This is a genomic window from Rhizobium sp. RM, from assembly GCF_013390595.1.
Lineage (GTDB): Bacteria > Pseudomonadota > Alphaproteobacteria > Rhizobiales > Rhizobiaceae > Agrobacterium.
On record NZ_JACAWV010000016.1, the window covers coordinates 1 to 14,573 of the forward strand.

12 protein-coding genes are annotated in these 14,573 nt (G+C 57.3%); 6 read left to right on the top strand and 6 right to left on the bottom strand.

Translation table 11 applies throughout. From position 1 onward, the window contains the following. Window positions 1-331 precede the first annotated feature (331 nt). Window positions 332-1,075, bottom strand: a complete 744-nt coding sequence (gene hutC / locus HWX89_RS14405; protein ID WP_178340771.1) for a histidine utilization transcriptional repressor HutC — start codon at window positions 1,073-1,075, stop codon at window positions 332-334. 49 nt (window positions 1,076-1,124) lie between these two features. Then, entirely contained in the window at window positions 1,125-2,471 is a 1,347-nt protein-coding gene (locus HWX89_RS14410) for a formimidoylglutamate deiminase (protein ID WP_138791481.1), read from the bottom strand. 118 nt (window positions 2,472-2,589) lie between these two features. On the opposite strand from HWX89_RS14410, the gene hutI reads away from it, so the two are divergent. The 6 genes from hutI to HWX89_RS14440 all read left to right on the top strand — a co-directional run bounded on the left by hutI (window position 2,590) and on the right by HWX89_RS14440 (window position 9,615). Next, the gene (hutI, locus tag HWX89_RS14415) at window positions 2,590-3,849 is read left to right on the top strand and encodes an imidazolonepropionase (RefSeq protein ID WP_138791480.1); all 1,260 of its coding nucleotides are present in this window, start codon (window positions 2,590-2,592) and stop codon (window positions 3,847-3,849) included. Further along, window positions 3,846-5,381, top strand: coding sequence for a histidine ammonia-lyase (gene hutH / locus HWX89_RS14420; RefSeq protein ID WP_138791479.1), 1,536 nt, complete (start codon window positions 3,846-3,848; stop codon window positions 5,379-5,381). Before hutI ends, hutH begins: the two co-directional genes overlap by 4 nt. A 1-nt stretch (window position 5,382) precedes the next feature. Next, a complete protein-coding gene (gene hutG / locus HWX89_RS14425; protein ID WP_138791478.1) occupies window positions 5,383-6,198 on the top strand; it encodes an N-formylglutamate deformylase in 816 nt (271 codons plus the stop codon). Next, window positions 6,195-7,868, top strand: coding sequence for a urocanate hydratase (gene hutU, locus HWX89_RS14430; protein WP_138791477.1), 1,674 nt, complete (start codon window positions 6,195-6,197; stop codon window positions 7,866-7,868). Before hutG ends, hutU begins: the two co-directional genes overlap by 4 nt. A gap of 214 nt (window positions 7,869-8,082) precedes the next feature. Continuing rightward, window positions 8,083-9,015: an alpha/beta fold hydrolase gene (locus HWX89_RS14435; RefSeq protein ID WP_246705181.1), complete on the top strand. Its 933-nt coding sequence runs from the start codon at window positions 8,083-8,085 to the stop codon at window positions 9,013-9,015. A gap of 27 nt (window positions 9,016-9,042) precedes the next feature. Further along, window positions 9,043-9,615, top strand: a complete 573-nt coding sequence (locus tag HWX89_RS14440; protein ID WP_178340772.1) for a HutD/Ves family protein — start codon at window positions 9,043-9,045, stop codon at window positions 9,613-9,615. A gap of 18 nt (window positions 9,616-9,633) precedes the next feature. Here the strand turns inward: HWX89_RS14440 and HWX89_RS14445 are convergent, their stop codons facing one another. The 4 genes from HWX89_RS14445 to HWX89_RS14460 all read right to left on the bottom strand — a co-directional run bounded on the left by HWX89_RS14445 (window position 9,634) and on the right by HWX89_RS14460 (window position 14,416). After that, a complete protein-coding gene (locus HWX89_RS14445) occupies window positions 9,634-11,112 on the bottom strand; it encodes a M81 family metallopeptidase (protein ID WP_138791475.1) in 1,479 nt (492 codons plus the stop codon). 70 nt (window positions 11,113-11,182) lie between these two features. Further along, window positions 11,183-12,268, bottom strand: coding sequence for a D-TA family PLP-dependent enzyme (locus HWX89_RS14450; protein ID WP_138791474.1), 1,086 nt, complete (start codon window positions 12,266-12,268; stop codon window positions 11,183-11,185). A gap of 26 nt (window positions 12,269-12,294) precedes the next feature. Then, window positions 12,295-12,690 (bottom strand): RidA family protein, encoded by a 396-nt coding sequence (locus tag HWX89_RS14455; protein ID WP_138791473.1) that lies wholly within the window; start codon window positions 12,688-12,690, stop codon window positions 12,295-12,297. A 352-nt stretch (window positions 12,691-13,042) separates the two neighbouring features. Continuing rightward, a complete protein-coding gene (locus tag HWX89_RS14460) occupies window positions 13,043-14,416 on the bottom strand; it encodes an FAD/NAD(P)-binding protein (protein WP_138791472.1) in 1,374 nt (457 codons plus the stop codon). Window positions 14,417-14,573: the final 157 nt, after the last annotated feature.

A 14,573-nucleotide genomic window follows, 5' to 3' on the forward strand; every position in this document is an offset into this window, starting at 1 on the left:
ACAAACCAGCAAGTCAGCCAATCCGCTTGATTTCTCTAGAACGAAGCAGTTCGTCGCCAGCAGCGCCGCCGCCCTCGTTCAGTGAGCGGACTTATAAACCCACCCCATGAAACAAGTCAACACACCAATTTTCAAAAATACAAAAAATCAAACAAGCTATTGATAAGGCTACTGTATCTCCGTTTCGTAGCACAAATTAACAAAATCCTGCCACGCCAAATCCGGCCCCGCAGCAGACCATCAGAACACCCCCGCAAGACGCCCAAAACCACGGCAAAACCCAGGCGACACAAGCCGTCAACACCACCAACACAACGTCAAAAACACCGCCTCACAGCCCCGAATCCAGATCCGTCGACGGGCTGAAACGTGCGACAAACGCATGTGCGTCGCCGGGATAGGTGAAACGAACATAGGTCACGGGACCCGCCTTGCTCCACGTGCGGCGCTCGACCACCAGGCAAGCCTGTCTTTCCTGGACACCCAATATGCGGGAGATCTCTCTCGATGCGGAAACGGCACAGATGCGATGTTCGGCAGTGCTCCATGGCACATGCTGCAGGAGCCAAGGCCCCGGAGCGACCTCACTGAAGTCAGCGTTGGCCGCATCCGGCACGGCCTTCAGATTGATCAACCGCTGTTCGACACAGAATTCATGGGTACCGGCAAAATGAATGCAGGCAATATCCAGGAACTCATTGCCGGGATCGGCATCCAGATGCACAAGATCTTCTGGTTTGGCTTTGCGCCGAACACAACGCAGCACCGTGAAGCGATAATCCAGCCCCAGAGATTCGACCTCGGCGCGGATATCATGAATCTCAAGAACGGCGGACTGAACCTGGGGCTGCCTGACAAAACTGCCTGATTTCTTACGACGCTCGATCAAACCAGCCTTGGCAAGCTGTGTCATGACCTTGTTGACGGTCATTCGGGAGCAATCATAGTGCGCCGCAAGCTCGACTTCAAACGGCAGCCTGTGGCCCGGCGGCCATTCTCCGGAAACGATGCGCCCTTCGATCTCGCCTAGAATGCGTTGATGCAAGGTCGCTTCTTTAACCGATGTTTTCGCCACGACCGGAATGCCTTTCTACGACGCCTCAACCCGTTCGACAGAGCGCATATCAGCTATTCACCAGATCAGCCATGACCTTGTGGAAACGGCGAGTGATTGCCTCGCGACGGATATGCCGACCCGATTGCACCAGTTCTTTGCCGCGGACCCAGACCGAACCGACCCGAACGCCGCTGGAAAATATCCATTGATCCAGCACTTGCTGGTTGGCGATATAGGGGACATCGGACATATCAAGCGCCACAACATCGGCACTCGCGCCAATATCGATCCTGGCGGTCGCACCCAATGCAATACTACCACCTTCCAGTGAGGATCCAAAAAGCCTCTGACCCGTCGAGGAACCAGGCTCCGCGATGACGTTGCGCGCCCGCAGCGAAAGCCGCTGCGAATATTCCAGCATCCGCAACTCCTCGGCGACCGAAATGAGGATATTAGAATCCGAGCCGACACCAAAACGCCCTGCTGCGGCAAGGAAATCCTGAGCGGAAAATGTGCCGTCTCCCAGATTGGCCTCAGTTATAGGGCAAAGACCGGCGATAGCACCGCTTTTCGCCACGCCGTGCGTTTCCGCCTCCGTCATATGGGTGGCATGGATTAGGCACCAGCGAGCATCCACAGCGGCGTTGGCCAGAAGCCACTCCACAGGCCGCGCGCCAGAGAACGCCAAACTATCCTGAACTTCCTTCACCTGTTCGGCGACATGAATATGAATGGGGCCGCCTTTTGCCAGCGGTTCAATCGCTGTCAACTCTTCGCCGGTCACGGCGCGCAGACTGTGCGGTGCAATCCCCAACACCGCACCAGGCAAGGCCTTTACAACCCGTTCGGCGCCCTGCATCAGGCGCTGATAGCTGTCGAGCGAATGAATGAAGCGTCTTTGGCCTTCGATCGGCGGCAATCCACCGAAACCGGAATGCGCGTAAAACACTGGCAGCAAGGTCAAGCCGATACCGGTTTCGGATGCCGCCGCACCGATCCGCTCGGCCATTTCAGCCACGTTATCGTAATGCGAGCCATCGCGGTCATTGTGCAGATAATGAAACTCGCCAACTCGGCCAAAACCGGCTTCCAGCATCTCCATATAGAGTTGGGCGGCAACGGCCTCCACCTGGTCCGGGGTCATACTGAGGGCGAACTTGTACATCACAGTGCGCCAGCTCCAGAAACTATCGTCCGATGGCCCACGAATTTCGGCCAGCCCGGCCATTGCGCGCTGGAAAGCGTGACTATGGAGATTGGGCATGGCGGGAACCACGACAGGATGACAATCGTCCTGCGGGCGCGGTGACGCCCCCACCTCTATCGAGGCGATAAGCCCATCCTGAAAAACGATACGGACGTCGTGTGCCCAACCGTTCGGCAGCAGCGCCGATTCCGCGTGAATTGCCGTCACCTCGATGTCTCCCCTCTCGGTTCGTGCAGAGCAGGAGATCCATAACGAGGATTTTTCCAGCTTGCCAAGTCGACTATTATGTATATACATTTAGATCATAAAAGAAAGGCGAAAACAGATGCCCGGGAACAAATCTTCGAACGAAACAACCTCGCTTTTGTCCGAAAAAGTGTGGCGCAACGCTCGGCTCGCGACCCTCGATCCATCACTGACCGGTCTGGGAATCATCGAAAACGGAGCGATTGCCGTTCGAAACGGACGTATCGTGTTTGTCGGCCCGGAAGCCGCCTTGCCCGCCGACCTCGCCGACATAGATAAGACGATCGATTGCCAGGGACGCTGGATCACTCCCGCATTAATCGACTGCCACACCCATCTGGTCTTCGGCGGCAATCGCGCCATGGAATTCGAGATGCGTTTGAATGGCGCAACCTACGAGGAAATCGCCAAGGCGGGCGGTGGCATCGTCTCTTCCGTGCGGGATACGCGCACACTTTCAGAAGATGCACTGGTGGCGCAGGCCCTGCCCCGTCTCGATACGTTGCTTTCCGAAGGCGTTTCGACCATCGAAATCAAGTCGGGTTACGGCCTCAATATCGAGACCGAACTGAAAATGCTGCGTGTGGCACGCAAACTACAGACACTTCGCCCGATCCGCATCCTTACCAGCTATCTTGCCGCTCACGCGACGCCCACAGAATACAAGGGTCGAAACGCAGATTACATTAATGATGTCGTTCTGCCCGGGCTTGAACAGGCCCATGCCGAAGGCCTGGTCGATGCCGTCGACGGTTTTTGCGAAGGCATCGCCTTCTCCGTGGAAGACATGCGCCGCGTGTTCGACAAGGCAAAACAGCTCGGTCTGCCCATCAAACTCCATGCCGAACAGCTTTCCAATCTCGGTGGTTCCGAGCTGGCCGCGTCTTTTGGCGCTCTTTCCGCCGATCATCTGGAGTATCTGGATGAGAAAGGCGCGAACGCACTGGCCGAGGCAGGAACGGTTGCCGTTCTTCTTCCAGGTGCCTTTTATGCATTGCGTGAAAAACAGGCGCCCCCTGTTCAGGCATTGCGTGACGCGGGTTGCGACATCGCGCTGGCCACCGATTGCAATCCCGGCACCTCGCCGCTGACCTCTATATTGTTGACGATGAACATGGGCGCGACACTCTTCCGTCTGACCGTGGAAGAATGCCTGACCGCCACGACCCGCACGGCCGCAAAAGCACTCGGCCTCACCTCGGAAACCGGCACGCTGGAGGTTGGCAAGTCTGCGGACCTGGCAATCTGGGACATCGAGCGCCCAAGCGAGCTTGTTTACCGCATAGGTTTTAACCCACTTCATAGCCGCATTTTCAAGGGAGAGACGGTTTCCCCATGACGATCACACTTCATCCAGGCGCGGTGCCGCTTGCCGATCTCGCCAACATCTACTGGAACAACGGCGCCGCCAGACTTGACCGCTCGTTTGATGCCGGCATTGAAAAGGCCGCGCGGCGTATTGCCGAAATCGCCGCCGGCAACGCCCCGGTCTATGGGATCAACACCGGCTTCGGCAAACTCGCTTCGATCAAGATCGATGCTGCCGATGTTGCCACCCTGCAGCGCAATCTCATCCTTTCGCATTGCTGCGGCGTCGGCGCGCCATTGCCGGAAAACGTCGTTCGCCTGATCATGGCCTTGAAGCTCATTTCGCTCGGCCGTGGCGCGTCCGGCGTGCGGCTGGAGCTTGTCCGCCTGATTGAAGGGATGCTCGATAAGGGCGTCATTCCCGCTATTCCCGAAAAAGGTTCGGTTGGCGCATCCGGCGATCTGGCGCCGCTTGCTCATATGGCAGCGGTCATGATGGGGGAAGGCGAGGCCTTTTACCAGGGCGCACTTCTGCCTGCAGCAGAGGCGCTGGCGAAAGCCGCGCTTCAACCGGTCGTTCTCGCCGCAAAAGAAGGCCTTGCCCTGATCAACGGCACACAAACGTCCACGGCGCTCGCCCTTGCCGGCCTTTTCAGGGCGCATCGGGCAGCACAGGCCGCGTTGATCACCGGTGCGCTTTCCACCGACGCGGCCATGGGTTCGTCCGCGCCTTTCCATCCGGATATTCACACCCTGCGCGGCCATAAAGGTCAGATCGATGCTGGTGCTGCCCTGCGCCAGCTTCTTGAAGGCTCCGAAATTCGCGTCAGTCATATTGAGGGTGATGAGCGCGTACAGGACCCCTATTGCATTCGTTGCCAACCGCAGGTCGACGGCGCCTGCCTGGACCTTCTGCGTCAGGTCGCCCGAACGCTCGAGATCGAAGCCAATGCCGTGACGGACAATCCCCTGGTGCTCTCCGATAATTCTGTTGTCTCAGGCGGAAACTTCCATGCGGAGCCGGTGGCCTTTGCCGCCGACCAGATCGCGTTGGCAATTTGCGAAATCGGTGCAATCGCTCAACGACGCATCGCACTATTGGTCGATCCCTCACTGTCTTACGGCCTACCGGCCTTCCTGTCGAAAAAACCCGGATTGAACTCAGGCCTGATGATCGCGGAAGTCACATCAGCAGCGCTGATGAGCGAAAACAAACAGATGTCGCATCCGGCCTCGGTCGATTCGACGCCAACCTCCGCCAACCAGGAAGACCATGTTTCCATGGCCTGCCACGGCGCACGTCGTCTTCTGGCGATGACCGAAAACCTCTTTGCCATTCTCGGCATCGAGGCACTGTCGGCAGTACAGGGTGTCGAACTGCGCGGCCCGCTGAAAACGAGCCCCGAATTGCAGAAGGCGATCGACGTGCTTCGCGCCGAAATTCCATCCTTGGAAGACGACCGCTTCATGGCACCGGAGCTGAAGACAGCGGCAGAATTGATTGCGACGGGCGCACTCGTTTCAGCAATCTCGACCAACATCTTGCCAAAACTGGAGGTTTGAGATGTCTGTCTTTGAACTGAAACGTGGCAATTCACCGGTCATTTTAGCTTTTCCCCACACCGGTACCGACGTGCCGGCGCCGATCTGGAACCGCTTGAATGACAATGGACGCATCCTCGCGGACACTGATTGGCATATTCATGAGCTTTATGCGGGTCTGTTGCCGGAGGCGACGACGGTTCGGGCAACGTTCCACCGATACGTCATCGACGCAAACCGCGATCCGTCCGGTACCAGCCTCTATCCCGGCCAGAACACCACCGGCCTCATCCCTGAGACAGATTTCGACGGGAAATCCATCTGGACTTCGGGAGAAGAACCGGATGAAACCGATATCGCTTATCGGCTGGAGACATTCCACCTGCCCTATCATGCCGCACTTGCTGCGGAGATTGAGCGGGTGAAAGCCCTGCATGGTGTTGCCATCCTTTACGATTGCCATTCGATCCGCTCGCATATTCCGTTTCTGTTCGAGGGCAAGCTGCCGGATTTCAATATCGGCACGGACATGGGCAAGACCTGCGATCCCGCAATCGAGAAGATCGCTGTTGACGTCACAGACACGGCGGAGGGTTACACCAGCATTCTGAACGGCCGTTTCAAAGGCGGCTGGACGACGCGCCATTATGGCAGACCGGAAACCGGAGCGCATGCCATTCAGATGGAGCTCGCCCAATCCACACATCTGCAAAAAGAAGAGCCGCCTTTTGCTTACGACGAGCAGAAAGCTGGGCCTCTTCGTGCCCATCTGAAAGCCATTCTGACGCGCATCGAAAAAGCTGCGTTCGAGATGAAACCACAAGGGGAAACAGCATGAACAATCCGCGCCACAATATCCGCGATGTCCGCGCTCCGCAGGGCACCGAACTCAACGCAAAAAGCTGGATGACCGAAGCTCCGCTTCGCATGCTGATGAACAATCTCGATCCCGATGTGGCCGAGCGTCCGCATGAACTAGTGGTCTATGGCGGCATTGGTCGCGCAGCGCGCACATGGGACGATTTTGATCGGATCGTCGCGACCCTGAAGGACCTCAACGAAGATGAGACGCTGGTGGTGCAATCGGGCAAACCGGTCGGTGTGTTCCGCACCCACAAGGATGCACCGCGTGTTCTGATCGCCAATTCCAATCTCGTGCCGCACTGGGCGACATGGGACCATTTCAACGAACTGGATAAAAAGGGTCTTGCCATGTACGGCCAGATGACAGCCGGTTCGTGGATCTATATCGGCACGCAGGGCATCGTGCAGGGAACTTACGAGACCTTTGTGGAAGCCGGACGCCAACATTATGAAGGCAACCTCAAGGGCAAATGGATTTTGACCGGCGGTCTCGGTGGCATGGGCGGTGCGCAGCCACTTGCTGCAGTGATGGCCGGCGCCTGCTGCCTTGCCGTCGAATGCGACGAAACCCGCGTCGATTTCCGGCTTCGCACCCGTTACGTCGATGCGAAGGCTCACACGCTGGACGAAGCATTGGCGCTGATCGACCAGTGGACGAAAGCCGGCGAGGCAAAGTCCGTTGGCCTGATCGGCAATGCGGCAGACGTCTTCCCTGAACTCGTCCGACGGGGCATTCGCCCTGATATCGTCACCGACCAGACTTCGGCTCACGATCCGATCCATGGTTATCTGCCTGCTGGATGGACCGTTGCCGAATGGCGCGCCAAACAGGAAAGCGATCCCAAGGCCGTTGAAGCTGCCGCCCGCGCATCGATGAAAGTGCACGTTCAGGCGATGGTGGATTTCTGGAACGCAGGCGTTCCCACCCTGGACTACGGCAACAACATTCGTCAGGTGGCCAAAGACGAGGGCCTCGAAAACGCCTTTGCCTTTCCGGGTTTTGTTCCGGCCTATATCCGCCCGCTGTTTTGCCGCGGTATCGGCCCGTTCCGTTGGGCTGCCCTCTCCGGTGACCCGGAGGATATCTACAAGACCGATGCGAAGGTAAAGGAGCTGTTGCCTGATAACAAGCACCTGCACAACTGGCTGGACATGGCGCGCGAACGCATCGCCTTCCAGGGTCTTCCAGCGCGAATTTGCTGGGTTGGTCTCGGCGATCGTCATCGTCTCGGCCTCGCCTTCAATGAGATGGTGAAGAATGGCGAATTGAAAGCGCCGATCGTCATCGGTCGTGACCACCTCGACAGTGGATCGGTCGCGTCCCCGAATCGCGAAACGGAAGCCATGAAGGATGGATCAGATGCCGTGTCCGACTGGCCGCTTCTGAATGCGCTGCTCAACACCGCATCCGGCGCCACCTGGGTATCGTTGCACCACGGCGGCGGTGTCGGCATGGGCTTTTCGCAGCATTCAGGCATGGTCATTTGCTGCGATGGTAGCGATGATGCTTCCCGTCGCATCGAGCGGGTTTTGTGGAACGACCCGGCGACCGGCGTGATGCGCCACGCCGATGCCGGTTACGACATCGCGATCGACTGCGCGAAAGAACAGGGTCTTCGCCTCCCCGGGATTCTGGGAAACTGAAAACCAAAGATGGCGGTGAAACTTTTGCCGGTTTGCCGTCGTATTCCTGATAGATGGTCGGAGCTCTGGTTCCGATCGTCGAATTTCGTGAAAAGCGTTCGGGGCGGGTATGAGGATTTGGTCGGCGGCAATGGAAGATTTATCCCGCCGGCTTCGCAGGTTCATTGCCCTTTTCATCACGGGCATCGTCCTTACTGTCTGGCATGGAGTGGGCATGGCTTCGGAGACCAGGGATGATCGACCAGTGCGGATCGACGTCGGTGGCTACAAGCTCAACAGTTTGCTGGTCGAGCAAGGGCCAGACGCCGATCTTCCCGCGATCGTCTTTATTCATGGCGCCAGCACCAGCCTTTACGATCCGGTCTTCGCGTTTCTTTCAAAACTGAAAGGAAGATCACGGCTGTTATTCGTTGACCGGCCCGGTCACGGCGGTTCCGACGCGGGTGGGGAAGACACAATTCGGCCGGATGGCCAGGCGGATGCAATCGCTGAACTGATGCGCAAGCGCGGGATCTCGCGTGCCATTATCGTTGGGCACTCATTTGGAGGTGCCATCGCCGCAGCGCTTGTTATCCGTCATCCGGAGATGGTGTCGGGGCTCCTCTTCCTGTCACCAGCGCTTTATCCGTGGGACAGTGGCATTGCCTGGTATTACTCGGCTGCCAACGCACCTGTCTTTGGGTCACTGTTCAGCACCGTGGTCGCACCGCCACTTGGCATTCTGGCCATAAACCAGGCGATACGCGGGGTGTTTGCACCCAATACGCCTCCCCCGAACTACATCAGGGAAACACGCGCGCTCAACGCGCTCCGACCAAACGCCTTCAGACACAATGCGCGGGAAATTTCAGCCTTGAGCGACTGGGCGCGGACCGCTTCGCGACAGTATCCCGCAATCAAGGCTCCAACGATCATAATAACTGGTGATGCGGACCAGATCGTTTCGGCCGAGATACACGCCCGAAATCTCGCCAGAGACATCGCCGGATCGATATTGGTTGTCGTGAAAAACCTTGGCCATAAATCGGATTACGTTGCCGCCGACCTCGCGATCGCAGCAATTGAAAAGTTAAGCGGGCGAAGGGTCGACCTTAACGCATCTCGCAGAGAGATTGAAAAACGGATTGCCAATGACCGCAAACGCTGACGAAGCGATAGCTTGCCGGAGACCTCGATGAAATCGTTGCACGCCCGTGACTACAAACGCATGCCGTGGAAAAACGGTGGTGGTGAGACCGTGGAAATCGCCATATTCCCGGCTGACGCTTCTGTTGAAACATTCGAGTGGCGCATCAGCATGGCGACTGTCGCGAACGATGGACCCTTTTCGATATTCCCCGGGATAGACCGTACTCTGTCCATTCTGCAGGGAAACGGCATGGCTCTTGCGATCGAGAACGACAATCCCGCTTTACTGACAAAGGCCAGCCCGCCCCTGCCCTTTCCGGCAGATGTTCGCGTACACGCCACCCTGCCTGACGGAGCGATTGTCGATCTCAATGTCATGACACGACGCGACACATGGCGTCACAGCGTTCACAGACATGTCGGCCCGTTGTCTTCTGCAGAGATAACGGCAACGCAAACGCTTCTTCTTGCCGTTGGGCCGGTCACGGTCTCGGGTGCCGGTGCCGCCCACCATCTGAAAGACATGGACGCGCTTATGCTGGAGACCGGGGTGAACATCTCTGTTCTCCCCGACAGGCCAGGAGGCACCTATTTCCTCATCGAGCTCATTCGTCTCTGAGTTGGGATCAAAGCGCTCTCAGTCCAATCCCAGCGGATCGGCAATCCGTGGCCAAAGTTCAAGACTGGCCTTTCGGTAGTCTGTTTTGGACGGGTCGGTGGGATAGGAGGTCGGCGCGGCAATGTAGACGATTTCCGAGGCGACCGGTGCAAACCCCGCATGGAAGTGGTTGGTGGATTTCACCAGCAACACATTCTTCTTTGCAAAATCGACGCCCAGATTGGAAAAGATATCCGGCTCATAAGTTTGCGTCCGGCTGGTGATCAAAATGATGTCGATATCAGTGCCGACCGGTCTGACGACGGCGGCACGGCCAAGCGTTACGCGGCTGTTTCTAAAACTCTGCCACCCTGCTTCAGCGGTGCGAACGACTCTGACGCGGAAATCGAGTGGATCTCCGCCCTGGGGACTGGATTTTCCACCGATACGAAGATCGATCTCGGCCCCCTCGCCCGCCGCATGGCAAAATGACACGGCAATCGGATCCCAGATCGTCGCAACACCGATGTTATCCATGCCGCGCTCAACCATACGTCGCAGGATATAGGTCGCGTCGCCGGCAACACCGCCACCAGGGTTATCCCAGATATCCGAAACGACAACCGGCATGTCGGGCCTTGCGCGCAGAATTTCCAGCACCTTGTCCAGTCCGGCCTCTGTTTCGAGCATCGGCATCGCGGTCTGCTTACGCATACGATAGAGCTCATGGCCCAGTTTTTCAGCCAGTGCATCGCCCTTGGCCTTGTCGCCATCACTGACGACGATGATTCGTGTTCCCATGTCAGGCACATCACCGGCCATGAACCCGTGAATAACTGAAATGGAGAGAATGCCATCCTTGCCTTCCATCGCCTTCAAACGATCGACGTAAGACCGCATCGGCTCGCGGCTGGTCGGATAGATGGTGATCATACGGCAATCGAACGTCGAGATGACCGGTCTGATCTCGCCGCGAAGCGTACGCAGTGCCAGTTCAACGACGTGTTCTCCTCGTTCCTCGAAATCCGTATGCGGAAATTCGAGGAAGGTTGCCACGATATCGAGATTTTCGACACGCATGGGGGTCAGATGACTGTGCGGGTCAAATTCCGCGGCAATCAGGACATCCTTTCCGACCATAGAGCGAATTCGCGAGAGTAAATCTCCCTCAGGATCGTCATAACCTTGCGCAACCATGGCACCATGCAGGCCGAGGACGACGGCATCGACAGGCATGGCGGCGCGAAGCTCCGCAAGGATCGTATCGCGCAAGGTCTCGTAAGTCTTGCGCTGTATCAGACCCGCAGGTTCGGCCCAGCAGGACGTCCCCTCAATTACCGTAAAACCTTCCGCCCTGCCTCTGCGACGCAGGATCGGGACAGGCGATGAGCAGAGGGTCGGTGTTTCAGGGTGCTCACCCGGGCCAGCATAAAACGCGGCCTTGAACGCATCCATATCGGTCGGAACCGGAGAAAACGTATTGGTTTCTGTTGCGAGCGATGCCGTGAAGATGCGCATGATTTGGACTTCTCGATACGATTTCGTGAAAATGGCGCGAGTGTCTCGCCATTTTATTTAGCCGGGTAAATTACCAGACTGTCCCGCGCGCGGCGACGTCTTCGACACGGGTGACAATTCCGCCTCGATGAAAAACCATCCTGTCGAAAAGATTGCTGACAACGCAGGTATGATTGGGTGTGACCTTCACCACATCGCCGATCTCCGGCTTCATATCGCAAGCTGAAAGATCGACAACGGCATGCTCTTCGGAAAGGGAGATGATACGCGCCGCGTCGTAGCCTTCGATCAGGCCGTAGTCACTGAAGCCAAGCAGATCCGATGTGAGTGCTTTGGAGCCCGCATCGAGAACGGCACGGTCCGGCGTCGGTCGAGATACCACCGTCGCCAAGACACACATGGCAAGATCGTCCACAGTGCAGTGGCCTGCACGCACCATGCTGCGGTCGTTGTAGACATAGGTGCCAGCACGGTGTTCGGTGGCTGAGGGCACGAGATGAGCCGAGAAGAAATCTGGCGAGCCGCCACTGGATCGAACCGGGCAGTCGATGCCTTTTTCTGCAAGCAGAGCCATTGTGCGGACAATGAAGTCCTCGACTTTTTCCGCGCCGCCCGGTGCCGGGTATGTCAGGATACCTTTGAAAGTCAGTCCAGGCGTCGCAGCAATCATTTCAGCCAATGCAACAGCCGCTTCCGGCGTCTGTACGCCGCATCGCTTTCCACCCGTATCGCACTCCACGAGGACGCAGAGCGGTCTGGAAGCTTCGAATGTCGCAGCAAGACCGGCAACCGTATGAGCACTATCGGCAACAACGCAAAGCTTGCCGATCGCCGCGTTCAGTGCTTTCAGCCGTGCCAGCTTCTCCGCGCGCACTATGTTATAGGTTATAAGTATATCATCGAAGCCTGCCTCGGCGAAAACTTCTGCCTCAGTCACTTTCTGACAATTGATCCCGATGGCACCGGCCTCGACCTGCTGACGCGCAATCGCCGGGATCTTGTGTGTCTTGATATGCGGGCGGAAACTCTTGCCATGGCCGTTCAGATAGTCCTGAGCCCGGAGGATGTTGGCAGCAAGCCGATCCTCGTCGATGACAGGCATTGGCGTTGCGACTTGCTCGAGTGGTGTTCCCTGAACGGGCCATGGATATGTCATAACGGAGTTCCGCAGAGTTTCGGCATTTAGGCCAGAGGCTTGTAGGCAATCACGTCCATTTCAACTTTCGCATCCACCATGAGAGGTGACTGCACGGTGGAACGCGCCGGAGGGTGATCAAAAAAGTGCTTCTGGAAGACAGCGTTGAAGCTGGAGAAGTCTCTGGCATCATCGAGCCAGACATTGACTTTAACAACGTCAGCGAGCGAGCAATCGGCCAGCGCCAGTACGTCCTTGATGTTAGCCACGACCTGCTCCGTCTGTGCGACAATGCCACCCATCACCACTTCACCGTCAACAGTGGGCACCTGACCGGATACATACACAAAATCACCTGCGCGAACGGCTTTCGCAAAAGGGCGGCGCTGCCCGCCTGCCTGGCTATCCGCGGCTTCGAAACGGATCAATTTGTGTTCTGACATCGGCCCTCGCAAACAATTTTCATAGAAAACAGGATATTTCGTGATTTGTATCGCATTTCAGCAGTGCGCGCCACAAATTATGTAAATTATTTAGACGTCGGGAGTGCTGTGCTGATGGTCACGCTATTCCAGCACGTCAATAGCGAGAGATCATCGGACAGCGTGCTTCTGCGCACGGGAAGGCGTAGCCGAGACTGAATACGCCAGATTCCGGGGAGAGTGATGTGCGTAAGAGGCGTTAGCGGCGAGTTAGCCGCGGCTAACTTCATCCTCAAATAGCGGCAACGCAAACATGTGCGATCTCCGTAACAGGACTTTGTCTCGCGACATCAACCCAAGACTATTACGATTTCTATGCCGCGTCCCCGGCGATGCTCGCCTCGACCCGATTTGCAACTGTTTGCGCAATCTTTTGCGCCTGAACGCGAATATCCGGGACCGCGGTAATTTCCCAGAATCGGCCGGCCGTCAAAGCACCGGCAGCGAAAAGCCCGCCCCATGCGTCACCGTTTGGCATCAATAGACGCGACTCCCCATCCACTTCGACCCCGAGTCCCAGTGCATCGAGCGTGATCACGTCGTCATTCGTCATCATCTGCAGAAGCGGCGAGTGGCCGATGCCCGCGCGCTCCATACCGGTACAGTTTACCACCCAGTCAACCTCCAGGGATATCACATCCTGCGTATGCCTACGGCGATACCCCACAGCCACGCCGTCTTCGCTTTGTGCGAATGACCGCAGATAACCTGCGTGAATTTTCACGACACCTTCGTCACGAAGGCGCGCAAATACCTGATGAACTTCCGGCGCAATCCGGTGCCGGTGAATGTTCCACCACGGCAACGCGTGACGCAGGAAGCGGCTACGTTGCGTGGGCGTCAGGCGCTGCCAGAGCGCCTGCGTTTTCGGACGCAGCCCATCCATCACACTACGCCAGGGTTGTCCGCTCCGCACCTGCTGACGCAACGCCGACAATAGCGCGCTGATCTCTGTCGTTTCGTCAGGCAACAACGGCTCTTTTGGTGCCAGTGGCGAATTCAAGTGGGGATGCGGCGCAAGCCCGCGGCGTGACAAAACATGGATGGGGCCTCGATGGCCCTTCCCGCGCAGAGTCATCACTTGATCAATCATCGTCAGTCCAGACCCGAGAATACAGATGCGGTCGCCAGAGAGCACACGGGACAACCAGCCTGGAGACCAGCAGTGACTAACAATATTCGCTGGCTGGCCATTGCTTGTTTCTACCGGCAAACTCGCCGCGCCAAGACCGAGACAGAGAATGACGTTCTTCGCCGTCATCGTCTCACCATTCTCAAGCCGGAATGAGAAACTGTCCGCTCCGTCAGGGCGACATGCCGACGCTTTCGCGCGCACGAAGTCGGTCCGCACCCGTTGGTCGCGGCCTCTGAGGAGAGACGCCAGCCGGTCTCTAAGATAAAGCCCGTAGTCACCGCGTGACGCGAATGCCAGTGGATCGTTGCCAATCCCTTTCTCGGCAAGCCAGTTCAGGAAATCATCAGGGCGCTCTGGAAACAGACTCATTCGGCCGGCCGGAACGTTCAGTCGATGGAACGGTAACTCTGTCCGGTAAGCCGTTCCGCGCCCGAAGTCCGTGTCATCTCCAACGATGGCAATGGAAGCGTCAGCCGGCAGGGACGACAGCAGCTGTATGGTTACAGAGATAGCCGAGAACCCCGTCCCGACCACGGCAACGTCGTACGACATCTATACCTCCTCATGCGACCCAGCCCAGAAACACGCCTATGACGCATTCCGGGCATACTCTAGTCAGCGAGTAGAGATTAAAACCCGCCCCAAGTCCACCCGTCAATTCAACGACGACTTTCCACAGCAGAGATTCATTGAGATTCCGGGCGCTGTT

Bases quoted from the DNA above. Each gene is read 5' to 3' on its own strand.
- hutI (WP_138791480.1), top strand. From the start codon at position 2,590: ATGCCCGGGAACAAATCTTCGAACGAAACAACCTCGCTTTTGTCCGAA.
- hutH (WP_138791479.1), top strand. From the start codon at position 3,846: ATGACGATCACACTTCATCCAGGCGCGGTGCCGCTTGCCGATCTCGCC.
- hutG (WP_138791478.1), top strand. From the start codon at position 5,383: ATGTCTGTCTTTGAACTGAAACGTGGCAATTCACCGGTCATTTTAGCT.
- hutU (WP_138791477.1), top strand. From the start codon at position 6,195: ATGAACAATCCGCGCCACAATATCCGCGATGTCCGCGCTCCGCAGGGC.
- HWX89_RS14435 (WP_246705181.1), top strand. From the start codon at position 8,083: ATGGCTTCGGAGACCAGGGATGATCGACCAGTGCGGATCGACGTCGGT.
- HWX89_RS14440 (WP_178340772.1), top strand. From the start codon at position 9,043: ATGAAATCGTTGCACGCCCGTGACTACAAACGCATGCCGTGGAAAAAC.
- HWX89_RS14445 (WP_138791475.1), bottom strand. From the start codon at position 11,112: ATGCGCATCTTCACGGCATCGCTCGCAACAGAAACCAATACGTTTTCT.
- HWX89_RS14450 (WP_138791474.1), bottom strand. From the start codon at position 12,268: ATGACATATCCATGGCCCGTTCAGGGAACACCACTCGAGCAAGTCGCA.
- HWX89_RS14455 (WP_138791473.1), bottom strand. From the start codon at position 12,690: ATGTCAGAACACAAATTGATCCGTTTCGAAGCCGCGGATAGCCAGGCA.
- HWX89_RS14460 (WP_138791472.1), bottom strand. From the start codon at position 14,416: ATGTCGTACGACGTTGCCGTGGTCGGGACGGGGTTCTCGGCTATCTCT.